Raw genomic sequence first — 13646 nt, 5'->3', positions numbered from 1 at the left:
CCATGAACGGTTTCCGGCATGTGGTGATGTTCAGGTGGGCCGAGGGGACGACCACCGGCCAGCAGGACGAGGTCGCGGCGCGGCTCGGCGAGCTGCCCGCCGTGATCCCGGAGATCCGGGAGTACAGCCTGGGCGCCGACGCGGGCGTGAACCCCGCGGCCTACGACTTCGTGCTGGTCGCGGACTTCGCCGACCGCGACGCCTACCTGGCCTATCGCGACCACCCGTCCCACCGGGCGGTGGTCGACCGGTACATCACGCCGATCGCGGCCGAGCGCGCGTCCATCCAGTACACGACGTGAGCGCGGGCGGACGCGCGGGCGACGGAACCTAACAAGCGCTTGTGTCCGAACGATTTTCGGGTTACCGTCACCGAAGACGCCCTCCGGGGACGGATCGCGCCCCGTCCCCGGAGGGCGCCACAGGAGGCGAGCCCGCACGTCCCGCGAGGCGACGCCGTCCGCGCGAAGGCGCCCGAACCGTCGTACGGTTGCGGCGTGACCGCCAGCACCGACGCCGCCCCGGCCCGCGCTCCGCACATCGCCTCGGCCCCCGCGCCGCCCGCCGGTCTCGCCCGCGTGTCGCACGCCGGCCTCGCCCGCGCTCCGCTTGCGGGGCGGCCGTGATCCGCGTGGTGCTCGCCGACGATCAGTCGCTGGTCCGCGCCGGGTTCCGCTCGCTGCTGGCCGGGGGCGGCGGCATCGAGGTGGTCGGGGAGGCCGAGCACGGCGGCGAGGCGGTCGAGCTGGCCCGTGAGCTGCGCCCGGACGTCGTCCTCATGGACATGCGGATGCCCGAGGTCGACGGGCTCGCCGCCACCCGCCGGATCGTGGCCGACCCCGCGCTGAAGGACGTCCGGGTCGTGGTCCTCACCACCTACACCGACGACGACTACGTGTACCTGGCGCTGCGCGCGGGCGCGTCTGGCTTCCTGGTGAAGGACATCGAGCCGGACGAGCTGCTGCGCGCCGTCCGGGTCGTCGCGGGCGGCGAGTCGCTGCTCGCGCCCGCCGTGACCCGCGCCGTCATCGAGGGGTTCGTCGCGCGGCGTCCCGACCCGGCCCGTCCGGCGGTCGCGCTCGACGGGCTCACCGAGCGGGAGCGCGAGGTCGTCCGGCTGGTCGGGCGCGGCCTGTCCAACGACGAGATCGCGGCGCGGCTGCTGCTCAGCCCGCTGACCGTGAAAACGCACGTCAGCCGGTCAATGGGCAAGCTCGCCGCGCGGGACAGGGCGCAGCTCGTCGTGCTGGCCTACGAGTCGGGGCTGGTCACCCCCGGCGCCGCAGGCTCATGATCTCCTCGCGCAGCTCCTGCGGGGACGGCGCCTCCAGCAGCCGCGGGCCGATGCGCAGCGGCACCATCGCCCACCACGATCCGGTCGCCTCGCCGTACCAGACGCGCACCCCGGGGAACTGCTCCATCAGGCCGCGCGCCGTGGCGGCGCGCAGGGCGGCGGGCGTGGGCTCGTCGCGACCGGCGGCGCCTCGCTCAGCCGTCATCCCACCCCCCGGGTGTTCTCTCCAGTAACAGCGTCCCCACGGGCCAAGGCGTCACCCCTACTCGGCAATTAGTGACTAAGCACACTATGGGGGTTAGGGCACTCGCACCGTGGGATACCGCGCCGGATGTACTCCAACGGATGTACACGGCAGGGGCGAATGACACCGTCCGCCCGATGTGTCGACCCTGGTCGGCGGGAAACGCTGGACCTGCCGTCACATTCCCGAGCGCCCGGACGTCACTCGTTCGGCGCGACACGCACACGAGGTGGTTCCCATGAGGTTGGCCAGACTCGCCCGGTTCTGCTTCCGGAGGCGGCGCCTCACGGTGGCGGGCTGGATCGTCGGCACGATCGTGGTGATGGTGCTCGGGTTCGGTTTCGCGGCGGAACCGCTGAACGACTTCTCCGGCGGCGACTCCGGCTCGGCGAAGGCGTCCGACCTGCTGGACGAGCACTTCCCCGACCAGAGCGGTGATTCGATCACGCTGGCGGTGCGGGCCGACGCGGGCGTCCAGAACCCGGAGGTCAAGCCGAAGGTGCAGGAGGCCGTCGCCAGGCTCGCCAAGACGCCGCACGTGGCGTCGGTGTCGTCGCCGTTCGAGACGCCCGGGCAGATCTCGCAGGACGGGAAGACGGCGTTCGCGACCGGCAGCCTGGACGTCCCGTCCGACGACATGTCCAAGGCGGACGTGAACGCGCTGCTCGACGACGTGCGCAGCGACGCCGGGCCCGTCCAGGTCCAGCTCGAAGGCGCCGCCGTCGACCTCGCCGAGACGCCCGGAGGCGGGCCTTCGGAGGCCATCGGCGTGCTCGCCGCCATCGTCATCCTGCTCGTCGCGTTCGGGTCGGTGCTGGCGATGGGGCTGCCGATCGTGACGGCGCTGTTCGGCATCGGCTCCGGCCTCGCGCTGATCATGCTGCTCGGGCACGCGCTGCCCGCGCCGTCGTTCGCCCCCATCGTCGCCGCGCTCATCGGGCTCGGCGTCGGCATCGACTACGCGCTGTTCATCGTCACCCGGTACCGGGAGGAACTGCACGCCGGGAAGGAGCCGGAGGAGGCGACCGTCACCGCCATCACCACCGCCGGACGCGCCGTGCTGTTCGCCGGCACCACCGTGGTGATCGCGCTGATGGGCCTGTTCGTCATGCAGCAGAGCCTGCTCAACGCCGTCGCGGTCGCCGCCGCCACGGCCGTGCTGATGACCATGCTCGGCGCGGTGACGCTGCTGCCCGCCCTCCTCGGCTTCGCCGGACGCTCCATCGACCGGCTCCGCGTCCCGGGATTCGGCAGGACGCGCCGCCGCCCGCTGGCGGAGCGGTGGGCGCGGGTCGTCCAGGCGCACCCGGTCGTCGCGGGGCTGTGCGCGGCCGCCGTCCTGCTGGTGCTGGCCGTGCCCGCGCTGTCGATGCGGCTGAGCCTGCCCGACTCCAGCACCCAGCCGCACGACCACAGCGGGTACAAGGCGAGCCAGATCATGGCGGCGGGCTTCGGGCCTGGCACGTCCGCGCCGCTCGTCCTCGTCACCGAGGGCGGGAACCCCGGGGACGCCGGACGGCTCGCCGCCGCCGTCCGCGAGACCCCCGGCATCGCCGCCGTCCAGCCGCCGCGCGCCAGCCAGGACGGCGCCGCGTCCATCGTCATGGCGTTCCCGACCACCGGGGCGCAGGACGAGGCGACGCCGAAACTCGTCCACGAGCTGCGCGACGACGTCATCCCCCGCGTGATGGACGGGACCGGCGCGCAGACCTACGTCGGCGGCCCGAACGCGGGCGCGATCGACTTCGCCGACGACGTGAGCACCCGGCTGCCGTGGCTGATCGCCGTCGTCGTCGGCCTGTCGCTGCTCCTGCTCGTCGGGCTCGTCCGGTCGGTGACGGTGGCGCTGCAGGCCGCGCTGATGAACCTGCTGTCGATCGCGGCGGCGTACGGGGTGCTGACGGCCGTCGTCCAGTGGGGGTGGGCCGGGAGCCTGCTCGGGTTCCCCACCGACATGCCGGTGACGACCTGGGTGCCGCTGATGATGTTCCCGATCCTGTTCGGGCTCTCCATGGACTACGAGGTGTTCCTCGTGTCCCGCATCCGCGAGACCTACGAGTCGGGCGTCCGCACCCGGGAGGCCGTCGCACTCGGCCTGTCCCGCACGGCCCGGGTCATCACCGCCGCAGCGGCGATCATGGTGATGGTGTTCCTGTCGGTGCTGCTCGGCGCGGACGTCGCCGTCAAGCAGATGGGCCTCGGCCTCGGCGTCGCGATCCTGATCGACGCGACGATCGTGCGGCTGCTGCTCGTCCCGGCGCTGATGGAGCTGTTCGGCGAGGCGAACTGGTGGATCCCCCGCCCGCTGGCGCGCCTCCTGCCGACCCGCCGGACGCCCGCGGAATCGCCTGCGGACGGCGTCCGCGTCTAATGGAGGTTGATGCCGTCGAACATCACCTTGAGGTAGTGCTCGGCGAGGCCCTCGGCGTTGAGCCGGCCGCCCGGACGGAACCAGCGGACCGCCACCCAGATGGTGTCGCGGATCATCCGGTAGGTGAGCTTCGGGTCGAGGTCGGCGCGGAAAAGGCCCTCCTCCTGACCCGTCCTTAGGGTGTCCACCCACATTTTCTCGACCTCGTCCTCGGACTTGGTGAGATAGGCGAAGCGGTCCATTCCCTTGAGGTAGTTCCAGTCGTTCTGCATGACCGTGACGGCGGCCCGGTGCGGCTCCAGGGTGCCGAACGCGACCCGGACGAGCCCGGCGATGGTGTCGCGCGGATTCTCGCTCTCGTCGAGCACCGCCTTGTAGGCCGACATGATCTCGCTGAAGAAACTCGACAGGATCTCGTCGGCGATCGACTCCTTGGAGTCGAAGTGGTGGTAAAGGCTGCCCGACTGGATGCCCGCCTCGTCGGCGATGTTGCGGACCGTGGTCGCCTGGAATCCCTTCTCGGCGAACAGTTCCGCGGCCAGCCGCACCAGGTGCTCGCGCCGTTCCGACGGCAGGGGAGCCGAGCCCTTTCCGCGGCGGCGGGCACCGCCCTCGCCGGCCGCGCGGGGCCTGGATCGTCCGGATTCGGCGCTCGTGGTCGTCACCCCCTCATTATGCCGTCTCGCCCAACCGCCTGTTCGTTCGTGAGCACCAGGGTACGCGCATGCATCAAGCGCTTGCTACGTTCGGGCGCCGCGGATCCCGCATAGGCTCGGGGGCATGCCCGATGTGATCGTTTTCGACCTGTACGGAGTGATCGCCCGCACCCAGACCCCCGCGGCCGTGCGGCGGATCGAGGACGTCGCCGGCGTCCGGGGGACGCCGTTCTGGGACGCCTACTGGTCCTGCCGCCCCGCCTACGACGCCGGCCGGGCGAGCGCCGACTACTGGGCGGACGTCGCCGGCGTCCTCGGCGTCGCGTTCCCCGACGTCCCCGCGCTGATCGAGGCCGACCTCGACAGCTGGACGGACGTGGACGACACCATGGTCGCCCTCGTCCACGAACTCGCCGACCGGGGCCGCACCCTCGGCCTCCTGTCGAACATCATCGGCGACCTCGTGCCCCGCTTCGAGGCCCGCCACGGCGACTGGCTCTCCCGCTTCGACGCGCTCACCTACTCCTGCCACATCGGCGTCGCCAAACCCGACCCGCGCGCCTACGAGATCTGCGCCGACCGCCTCGGCGTCCGCCCCGCCGACGTCCTTTTCTTCGACGACACCGAACGCAACGTCCTCGCCGCCCGCAAAACCGGAATGCGCGCCGAACTCTTCACGTCCCCCACCCAAATCCGCGCCATTCTCTAAACCGCCGTCCCAGTGCGCCGGACAAGCTAGGAAGGCGGGGGGAGTTCTTCGGCGGCTTCGGCGGCCCTGGACAAGCGTTCGCGGAGGGTGTGGACGAGTTCGTCGCCCTGTTCGGTCAGGCGTTCTATCGCGGGGAGGGCCAGGTCGTCGCGGACGGTGTCGGCGAGGAGTTCGTCGTACTCGTGCGCCTTCTCCGCGATCGTCTCCAGATGGCGCTGGGCGCGCAGGACCTCGTCCGCGGCCCTGGCGCTTTCGGCGTAGCGTTCCAGGGCCTCTATGCGGCGGGTCACGGCCTCGACGGAGATGTCGAGCTTGTCGCGCAGCGGGCGCAGCGCCGCCGTCACCTCGGGGAGCGTCGCGGCGCCCTCCATCTGCGCCTGGTCGGCGCGCAGCTTCGACTGCCGCGCCAGCACCTGCGCGATCTCCCATTCCTGGCGCGGCAGCGTGACGGCGTTGTCGACCGCGTCCAGCAGGCCCTCGCGGTTGACGGCGGAGTCGTGCACGGCGTCGACCGCCGCCTGGACGCGGGCCAGCATCGCGCGGCCCTCGTCGTCGAAGTCCTCCGGGGTGAGGTAGCGGTCGCGGCGCCGTTCGAGCTCGCGGGCGCGGCGCAGGTCGAGGGACACCGACGGGGTGCCGAGCGCGATCAGGACGGCGAGCATGCCGAGGGCGATCAGCCAGAGCGAGCCGAGCAGCGGCGAGCCGAGCAGGCCGAAGCCGAGGACGGTCATCGGCGCCAGCCACAGCAGCGGCCTGCGGCGCGCGACGAGCGTGTCGAGGTCGGCGCGCAGGGACGGGTCGGCGACCGGGCGGGGCTCGGCGGGGGCGCCGTCCTCGGGGCCGCGCGGCGGCGCGATCCGGTGCCAGTACGTGGAGACATGGGTCTCGAACGCGAAGTCGGTCCGCGCGATCTCGATCTCGGTGGGGCCGGCGGGCAGCGGCCACGAGCCGACGGGGTCGCCCCCGCCGGGGCCGGTGAAGCGGACCCACCAGCCGCCCTTGCCGTCGTCGCACCGGTAGCGTCCCGGGGCGACGTCGATCCCCACGAAGAACGTTCCGACTCCCGGTATGGAGTCGCTCCACGTGCCACTGGTCACCGGCGACCTCCGACCCGACTGCTCCGCCACCCCCCGCCGTCTCCGGCGAGGGCCGTTCGGCCCGTAACAGGAAAGACGTCTGAGGGACGGCACAAGTTGCCGTACCCACATCCGTCTCCGGGAAGCCGCATCGGGTTTGGAATACTCCAGCGCGTGCGACCCGATTACGATCCCCACGACGATCCGCCCTGGGCGATGCAGCTGGTGGTCCGCGCCGAGAAGGCCGAACCGCCCGATCACGCCGCGGTCTGCGAGGCGGCCGCGACCGCGGTCGTCCGGCTGCTCACCGACCCGAGGGCGACGGAGCCGGACGGGGAATGGCGCGACGCCGTCCGCGAATGGGAGGCGCGCCGGATCCGGAAGGTGACGCGGCGGGCGCGGGGCGTGCGCTGGCCGGAGGCGGAGGCGCTGCCCGGCGTGACCGTCGAGCACGCGGGCGCGCAGGTGCGGGCGTTCCCGCCTTGTCCGGTGTCGGACGTCCCGCCCGAACTGGCGAAACTGCAGGTCGCCGGCCTTGAACTGGAGGTGGCGGAGGAGCCGGGCCCGGTGCCTGAACCGCCGTACGCGGTGATCGCGGTCAATCCGGAGGTGACGATCACGACCGGCAAGGCCGCCGCCCAGTGCGGGCATGCGGCTCAGCTTCTGCTGCGTCAGGGCCGGCGGAAGGACGTGGCCGCCTGGGTGGACGGCGGTGCCCTCGTCCACCTGAATAGTGACGTTCCGTGGCGGCAGTGTGTGAAGAAGGCGACGGTGGTGGTCCGTGACGGCGGGTTCACTGAGATTCCCCCAGGAACGATGACCGCCGTTGCCTGGATCGTACGTAAGTAGGAGTGGGCGGCGGGGGGCGGGGCCCCCCCCCCCCCCCCCCCGCCGCTCCGCTCAGGGAAGGGTGACGGCGACCGGGACGATCCCCGCCTTCTTGATGAGGGACGGGAGCCGTCCCGCGAACGGGTGGTGATCGGTCGGCAGCCCGCGCGGGTTGTCGATCACGTAGTGGACGACGCCGCCGCTGCGGCGCTCCGCCCACTGTGCGCCGACCGACCGCAGGACCGACGAGGCCCTCACCGCGTCGGCCGCCTTCACCGACACGCGGATCGGCGACTCGTACGACGGCAGCGCCGCCGCCTGCTCCGCCGCCTTCGCGGTGGCGCCCGCCTGCGGGGCCTGCGCGCCGGCCGGGTCCGGTCCGAGGATCGCGTTGTAGAGCAGCGTGGCCGTCCCGTCGGTGAACGCGCGGAAGTTGGGCTCCGCCGCGAACAGCACGGAACGTCCCGCGCCGACGGGCTGGTCCACGACCGCCGCGGTGCCGCCCAGCTCGGACGCGCCCTCCTCGAACCCGGACACGAACCAGTCCGGCGAGTCCGTCTTCGGATACGACACGACGACGCCGCTGGACGCCTTCATCACCGGGTCGTAGGACGTGAAGTTCCACGCCGTGGCGCCGACGTCATCGGCGAGCGGGCTCGTCTTGTCCACCTTGACGCGGAACAGCGTGCCGGGGATGTCGGACGTCGGCTCCGTCAGCGTCGCGGTCGTCAGGCCGAGCAGCGCCGCCAGCTCCGTGCCGCCTTGCCAGCCGACGTAGCGGCCGCCGTCCCGCGTCCACTGCTGGAGCGCGGCCCGTCCGGTGTCGCCGAGCGCGTCGTAGGCGGGCTTGGACGGGCCGTCCGGTGTCAGCAGGACCTCGACGCCCTTCAGCTTGCCCGCGGCCACGTCCGCCGGGGTCAGCAGCGTGAACGGCAGCTTCCAGTCGCGGTCGAGACGATGCCGCAGCCAACCGGCCGACTGGCGCGTCGCCGACGACGTCGCCGACAGCTGCAGGATGCCGATCTTCGGCGCCGTGCCGTCATGGCCGGGACGCGGCGCGGGCAGCGTCCCCACCGGGGCGGCCTGCGGCTTCAGGACGGCCCCCGACGACCCGCCCGACACGTTCCCCAGCAGCGGCAGGCTCCATGCCGTCACGTCGTAGAAATACGGGAACGGCGTGTAGGAATCCTCGTTCAGCATCGCCTGGATCCAGTGCTTCTGGCCTTGCGCCATGGAAATCCAGTACGTGCCGGAGGGAAGGGTCGTCTTCGCTTCGGGATGCCCGTACGTCTTGAAGTCGGGGACCTGCAAGGGCCGGACGAGTTTCTTCACGTCCACGCCCATCCGCTGGAGGCGCCGGACGACCGTGCGCACCTCGTCGCGCTTGGCCGGGTCGTCGTCCCGCAGGAAGTAGTTCCGCACCGGACGGTCGGGCACCGGGCGGTCGACCTGGTTCGGCGGGTTGTAGATCTGGTTGGGCTCCAGCTTCCCCGCCTTGCCCTGCGCGTAGGCGTCCACGGTCATCTGCCGCCACTGGCTCAGGATCTGATGCCGGTTGCGGGTAGCTGCCGACAGCGTCACCCACTGGGTGAGGTACTGCTCCTTCACCCGGTCCGGGTACGGGCTCTCGCCGCCCTTCTCGAACGTCATCCCGGCTGCGTGGAACGCGCTCGTCGGCACCGTGTCGCCGTAGCCCTGGTAGAAGAGGTCGTAGACGTCCCTGTTGAAGTAGTCGATGCCCTGCCGCGTGAACTCGGCCGCCATCGCCGCGCCGTACAGGTCGTTGATCCAGCCGATCGCCTGCTCCGGCGTCTCGTGGTAGATCGGGTCGGCGTTCGGCGGGAAGAAGTACGACGTCCCGCCCATCTCGTGCGCGTCGATGTAGAGCGCGGGCGGGTACTCGTTCAGCATCGCCAGCTTGCCGTCGGTCTCCGGCTGCGTCCGCGCGAACCAGTCGCGGTTCATGTCGAAGCCGTACGCGTTCTGGCGCGTGTTCGCCTCCCGGCCGTCCGGGTTCTGCGTCGGCAGGACGATGACCAGCGCGTTGTCCAGGATCGAGGTGGCGGCGCAGTCGCTGCGGTCGCCGAGGTCGCGCAGCACCTTCAGCGCCGCGTCCGTGCCGCTCGGCTCGTTCCCGTGCACGTTCCCGCTGACCCACAGGATCGGGACGCCGCGCTCGGTGATCCGCTTGGCCAGCGCGTCCGGCGTGCGCGGGTCGCGCAGCAGCGCGGCCTCCGCCCGCACCTTGGCGAGCCCGGCCTTGGACATGAGCTCGGGACGTCCCGCGATGGCGTACTTCAGCGGACGGCCCTGCGCTGTCCTGGCCAGCGTCCCGGAGATCACCCGCTCGCTCTTCGCGGCGACCGTCTCCAGATACCTGTCGGACTCGGCGGCGGTGGCCTGCCGCTCGCCGAGCTCGAAACCGAGGACTTGCTTGGGGGAGGGGACCTTGCCCCGGTAGACCGGTTCGGTCTGCGTCGGATCGCAGCCCGCCGGGGCCGTCGGGGATTGTGCTGCGGCGGGCGCCGCGAGCGCCGTGGGCACCGCCAGGGACACCGCCACCAGCACCTGAATAATTTTCATCCTCGGCATGGCCACACCTGCGGGTTGGCGGCGAAGGCCGGATGAAAACCATTCACGGACGACACCAGTTTTCGGGCTCTCATGAGCCACAACGTGTCACCGTCCGGAAGTACCACCAAGGGCAACTTCTGCCAAGATCAGTCGTGTCTGCCGGGGCGGGGCCGCGGGCCGGTCAGCGCGGCGGCCCGGTTGATCGCCTGGAGGGCGAACTCCTGCGTCCGGGTGAGCCGGTGCGGGCCGCTGGACGAGCCGCCCGAGTCGCCGGACTCATCGTCGGGCGATTCGCCGTCCGGGGCGTCGGCGTCCGGCAGCGGTGCGCTCGCGAGCTGGGCCTTCGCGCTCAGCCCGTACGACAGGAACAGCAGGACGACGAACCCCGCCAGGTAGAGCAGGTGCTCGAACAGCCCGCCCCACCTGCCGGTGAACACGTCCAGGACGGCGAACATCGCGAACCCCGCCATCCACCCGGCCGTCGCCGGCACGAACAGGACGTCGCGGCGCAGCGCCACTCCCGCCAGCGCGCACAGGACGAGCACCGCCTCGACCAGCTTGACCAGGACGAGGATGCCTGTCGCCGGGCCGGAGTCGAAGTAGCCGTCGATCTCGTCCTGCCGGTCGCTCCACAGCAGGAATCCGCTCAGCAGCCCCGTCAGGCCGTACGCGATGAGGAAGACGCCGATCGCGTAGTGGAACCGGTGCCACGTCCGCGCGCCCGCGCGGAGCCCGGCTGGCGGGGGTGCCTGGCCGGGACCCGGGGCGGCCCCCGGCACGCCGCCTTGGGCCGCTCCCGGAGCGGCTCCCGGAGGGGCTCCTTGCGCGCCGCCCGCCGGGACGCCGAGGATCGGAGTGGCGTCCGGGTCGGCTGCTGGATCCGGGCCCAGCGTCATACTTCGCCCCCAAGTCCTGTTCATCTGCTATGCGCAAGATATCCCGGATAACCGCCCGTCGACGTCCGAAACGCCCGCCGCTCGCCGGGCCCGTGACAGGCCCGCGGGCGGGCATGGACGGGCTGGTGGACGCGCCCGTGTGCGAGCACCGCCGGGCCGAACGACCCGGCGGTGCTTGCACACGAGCGGACGAAGGGGGAGGCTGGGATCTCGTCGGGCCGCGCGGAGTCCGTGAGGAACTGCCGTGAGGAACCGAGGATGACGCCTGACGATACGGGAACCACCGCGCCGTCGAGGACGCGGATCGAATATCTGGAAGAGCTCGGGGACGCGCTGGTCGAGCGCGGCTTCCGGGTGCGGATCGTCCTGCCCCGCGGGCAGTCGCCCGTCCTGCACGTGCTGAACCCGGACGCGTCCGCCCTGACCGAGAACGTCCTGGCGGAGCAGGCCGCGGACGGCTGGTGGTACTGGTGGTCCTGGGCGGAGCGCATCGCGCCCGCCGACGACGCGCCCACCGCGGCCGCCCGGATCGCGCAGGTCCTCGCCACCCGCTGACCCGCCACCCCGCCGCTCTCGTCACCCGCCGATCTCGCCATGCGCTGATCTCGCCATGCGCTGACTTCGGCATCCCGCTGCTCCCTGCGCGGCAGACCACCGGTCGAGGGTGAATGTTGACGCGCCGAACATTCCGGACGCGCTGCGCTCGCCACGCGTGCGGGCGCGCCAGCGTGCGCGGGGGCTGTGGCGCGAGGGCAGGCCAGGCTTGATCTCGCGTTACATGATTGTTACCGCCAACAACAAATCAACCCGGCATCGGGTCTGGCGTGACGGACAAGGCCGACATAAGTTGCGGGGCACAACATTCAAGTCGGTGGGCTCGTACACCGACATCTCGGCCTTACCCCCCGGCCGCGGCACGGCGCGGCCACCCCCAGAAAGGACCCGGGCTATGCGCAAGGGGATCCTCAGCCTGACGGCCCTCACCGCGGCCGCGGCGCTCACCCTCACCGCGTGCGGGGACGACTCCGGCGAGTCCGGCGGCGGCTCCGGAGCGGCCAAGGGCAAGGTCGGCGTGATCCTGCCCGACACGACCTCGTCCGTCCGGTACGAGAGCTTCGACCGGCCCTACCTGGAGCAGGCGTTCAAGGCGGCGGGCGTCGGCTACGACATCCAGAACGCCGAGGGCTCGGCCCAGCGCTTCCAGACGATCGCCGACCAGATGCTGACCAGCGGCGTCACCGTCCTGATCGTGGACGGCCTCGACTCCAACTCCGCCGCCGCCGTCCAGCGCAAGGCGCAGGCGCAGGGCGTCAAGACCATCGACTACGACCGGCTCACGCTCGGCGGCGTCGCCGACTACTACGTGTCGTTCGACAACGTGAAGGTCGGCGAGGAACTCGGCAAGGGCCTGCAGAAATGCCTCGCCGACAAGAAGTCGAACATCGTCTACCTGAACGGCGCGCCCACCGACAACAACGCGACCCTGTTCTCGCAGGGCGCGCACAGCGTCCTCGACAAGGCGACGAACTACACGAAGGTCGGCGAGCAGGCCGTCCCGGAGTGGAAGGCGGAGCGCGCCGCGACGATCTTCGAGCAGATGTGGACCGAGCAGCAGGGCAAGATCGACGGCGTCGTCGCCGCCAACGACGCGCTCGGCGGCGCGGTCGTGTCGATCCTCAAGAAGAATGAGCAGGCCGGCAAGGTCGCCGTCACCGGACAGGACGCGACCCTTGAGGGCCTGCAGAACATCCTGGACGGCAACCAGTGCATGACGGTCTACAAGCCCGTCAAGCAGGAGGCCGACGCCGCCGCCAAGCTTGCCGTCTCCCTGATCAACGGCCAGAAGGGCGAGACGAACGGGACGGTCAACGACCCGACCGGCAAGCGCGACGTCCCGTCGATGCTGCTGGCCCCGATCCCCGTCTTCAAGGACAACGTCAAGAAGGTCGTCGACGACGGCTTCATCAAGAAGGCGGACCTCTGCAAGGGCGCCTACGCCGCCAAGTGCGCGGACGCGGGCATCCAGTAGCGCGCCCCTCCCGACCTCGTGGCGGGCCCCGATCCGCTGGGGACGTCCCGGATTACCCGGAAACCCGGGGCGAAGGGGCCCGCCACGAGCACCACCCGCCACGAGCACCACCCCGCCACGGGACCACACCCGCCACGGGACCACACCCCGTCAGGGAGACACGGAAGGAAACACGTGGCAGAAAACGGAGACCCCGTCCTCCGACTGACCGGGCTCAACAAGAGCTTCGGCGCCGTCCATGTGCTGCACGACGTGGACTTCACGGTGCGGCTCGGCGAGGTGATGGCCCTCGTCGGCGACAACGGCGCGGGCAAGTCCACACTGATCAAGTGCATCGCCGGGATCCACCCCTTCGACTCCGGGCGGATCGAGTTCGACGGCCGCCCGGTGACCGTCGACGGCCCGCGCGCCGCGTCCGAACTCGGCATCGAGGTCGTCTACCAGGATCTCGCGCTTGCCGACAATCTGGACATCGTGCAGAACATGTTCCTCGGACGGGAGCGCCGCAAGGGCCTCGTGCTGGACGAGCCGTCCATGGAGGAAGCGGCCAGGGAGACGCTCGCGCGACTGTCGATCCGCACCGTCAAGTCCGTCCGGCAGCAGGTGGCGAGCCTGTCCGGCGGGCAGCGGCAGACCGTCGCGATCGCGAAGGCCGCGCTGTGGGAGTCGAAGGTCGTCATCCTGGACGAGCCCACCGCCGCGCTCGGCGTCGCGCAGACCCGGCAGGTCCTCGACCTCGTCCGGCGGCTCGCCGACACCGGGCACGCCGTCGTGCTCATCTCGCACAACATGAACGACGTGTTCGAGGTGGCCGACCGCATCACCGCGCTGTACCTCGGCCGGGTCGCGGCGGACGTCGCCCGCGCCCAGGTCACCCGCGGCCAGGTCGTGGAGCTCATCACCGCCGGCCGTTCCGGCGATCTCGGCCTCGCGCCGCAGACCGCCGCCGAGAGCATCTGAAGGGAGGAC

At 71.3% G+C, this 13646-nt stretch carries 14 protein-coding genes; 9 read left to right on the top strand and 5 right to left on the bottom strand.

All coding sequences use genetic code 11. The annotated features are described in order from the left end of the window. The first annotated feature begins 2 nt into the window (after positions 1-2). The 3 genes from ACH35V_RS11025 to ACH35V_RS11015 all read left to right on the top strand — a co-directional run bounded on the left by ACH35V_RS11025 (position 3) and on the right by ACH35V_RS11015 (position 1294). Complete coding sequence (locus ACH35V_RS11025) at positions 3-302, top strand: Dabb family protein (protein WP_395971762.1); 300 nt, start codon at positions 3-5, stop codon at positions 300-302. Between the two features lie 195 nt (positions 303-497). Further along, the gene (locus tag ACH35V_RS11020) at positions 498-626 is read left to right on the top strand and encodes a hypothetical protein (RefSeq protein ID WP_395971761.1); all 129 of its coding nucleotides are present in this window, start codon (positions 498-500) and stop codon (positions 624-626) included. Continuing rightward, a complete protein-coding gene (locus ACH35V_RS11015; protein ID WP_395971759.1) occupies positions 623-1294 on the top strand; it encodes a response regulator in 672 nt (223 codons plus the stop codon). The genes ACH35V_RS11020 and ACH35V_RS11015 overlap by 4 nt, the downstream gene beginning before the upstream one ends. Here the strand turns inward: ACH35V_RS11015 and ACH35V_RS11010 are convergent. Further along, on the bottom strand, positions 1269-1499 hold the full coding sequence (locus ACH35V_RS11010; protein ID WP_395971757.1) for a hypothetical protein: 231 nt from the start codon (positions 1497-1499) through the stop codon (positions 1269-1271). The genes ACH35V_RS11015 and ACH35V_RS11010 overlap by 26 nt on opposite strands. Positions 1500-1776: 277 nt before the next feature. On the opposite strand from ACH35V_RS11010, the gene ACH35V_RS11005 reads away from it, so the two are divergent. Next, on the top strand, positions 1777-3909 hold the full coding sequence (locus ACH35V_RS11005) for an MMPL family transporter (protein ID WP_395971755.1): 2133 nt from the start codon (positions 1777-1779) through the stop codon (positions 3907-3909). On the opposite strand, the gene ACH35V_RS11000 is transcribed toward ACH35V_RS11005, so the two are convergent. Next, a complete protein-coding gene (locus ACH35V_RS11000) occupies positions 3906-4574 on the bottom strand; it encodes a TetR/AcrR family transcriptional regulator (RefSeq protein WP_395971753.1) in 669 nt (222 codons plus the stop codon). The genes ACH35V_RS11005 and ACH35V_RS11000 overlap by 4 nt on opposite strands. Before the next feature lie 115 nt (positions 4575-4689). Here ACH35V_RS11000 and ACH35V_RS10995 point away from each other — a divergent pair, with 115 nt between their 5' ends. Further along, positions 4690-5274 (top strand): HAD family hydrolase, encoded by a 585-nt coding sequence (locus tag ACH35V_RS10995; protein ID WP_395971751.1) that lies wholly within the window; start codon positions 4690-4692, stop codon positions 5272-5274. A 26-nt stretch (positions 5275-5300) separates the two neighbouring features. Here the strand turns inward: ACH35V_RS10995 and ACH35V_RS10990 are convergent, their stop codons facing one another. Continuing rightward, on the bottom strand, positions 5301-6371 hold the full coding sequence (locus ACH35V_RS10990; RefSeq protein ID WP_395971750.1) for a hypothetical protein: 1071 nt from the start codon (positions 6369-6371) through the stop codon (positions 5301-5303). Positions 6372-6524: 153 nt separating this feature from the next. On the opposite strand from ACH35V_RS10990, the gene ACH35V_RS10985 reads away from it, so the two are divergent. Beyond that, on the top strand, positions 6525-7199 hold the full coding sequence (locus tag ACH35V_RS10985) for a peptidyl-tRNA hydrolase (RefSeq protein WP_395971749.1): 675 nt from the start codon (positions 6525-6527) through the stop codon (positions 7197-7199). Between the two features lie 51 nt (positions 7200-7250). On the opposite strand, the gene ACH35V_RS10980 is transcribed toward ACH35V_RS10985, so the two are convergent. Together ACH35V_RS10980 and ACH35V_RS10975 are read right to left on the bottom strand one after the other, a co-directional pair. Continuing rightward, a complete protein-coding gene (locus ACH35V_RS10980; RefSeq protein ID WP_395971748.1) occupies positions 7251-9770 on the bottom strand; it encodes a M14 family zinc carboxypeptidase in 2520 nt (839 codons plus the stop codon). A gap of 128 nt (positions 9771-9898) precedes the next feature. After that, positions 9899-10648, bottom strand: a complete 750-nt coding sequence (locus ACH35V_RS10975; RefSeq protein ID WP_395971747.1) for a hypothetical protein — start codon at positions 10646-10648, stop codon at positions 9899-9901. A gap of 258 nt (positions 10649-10906) precedes the next feature. Between ACH35V_RS10975 and ACH35V_RS10970 the strand changes: the two genes are divergently transcribed. The 3 genes from ACH35V_RS10970 (at position 10907) to ACH35V_RS10960 (ending at position 13637) form a co-directional block, all read left to right on the top strand. Further along, on the top strand, positions 10907-11203 hold the full coding sequence (locus ACH35V_RS10970) for a hypothetical protein (RefSeq protein WP_395971745.1): 297 nt from the start codon (positions 10907-10909) through the stop codon (positions 11201-11203). Positions 11204-11597: 394 nt separating this feature from the next. Next, positions 11598-12677: a sugar ABC transporter substrate-binding protein gene (locus ACH35V_RS10965; protein WP_395971744.1), complete on the top strand. Its 1080-nt coding sequence runs from the start codon at positions 11598-11600 to the stop codon at positions 12675-12677. A gap of 174 nt (positions 12678-12851) precedes the next feature. Further along, a complete protein-coding gene (locus tag ACH35V_RS10960; RefSeq protein WP_395971743.1) occupies positions 12852-13637 on the top strand; it encodes an ATP-binding cassette domain-containing protein in 786 nt (261 codons plus the stop codon). Positions 13638-13646 lie beyond the last annotated feature (9 nt).

This window comes from Actinomadura sp. 1N219, assembly GCF_044326405.1.
Lineage (GTDB): Bacteria > Actinomycetota > Actinomycetes > Streptosporangiales > Streptosporangiaceae > Spirillospora.
The sequence above is the reverse complement of the archived record's forward strand: the minus strand, read 5'-3'. Positions and strand labels throughout refer to the sequence as shown.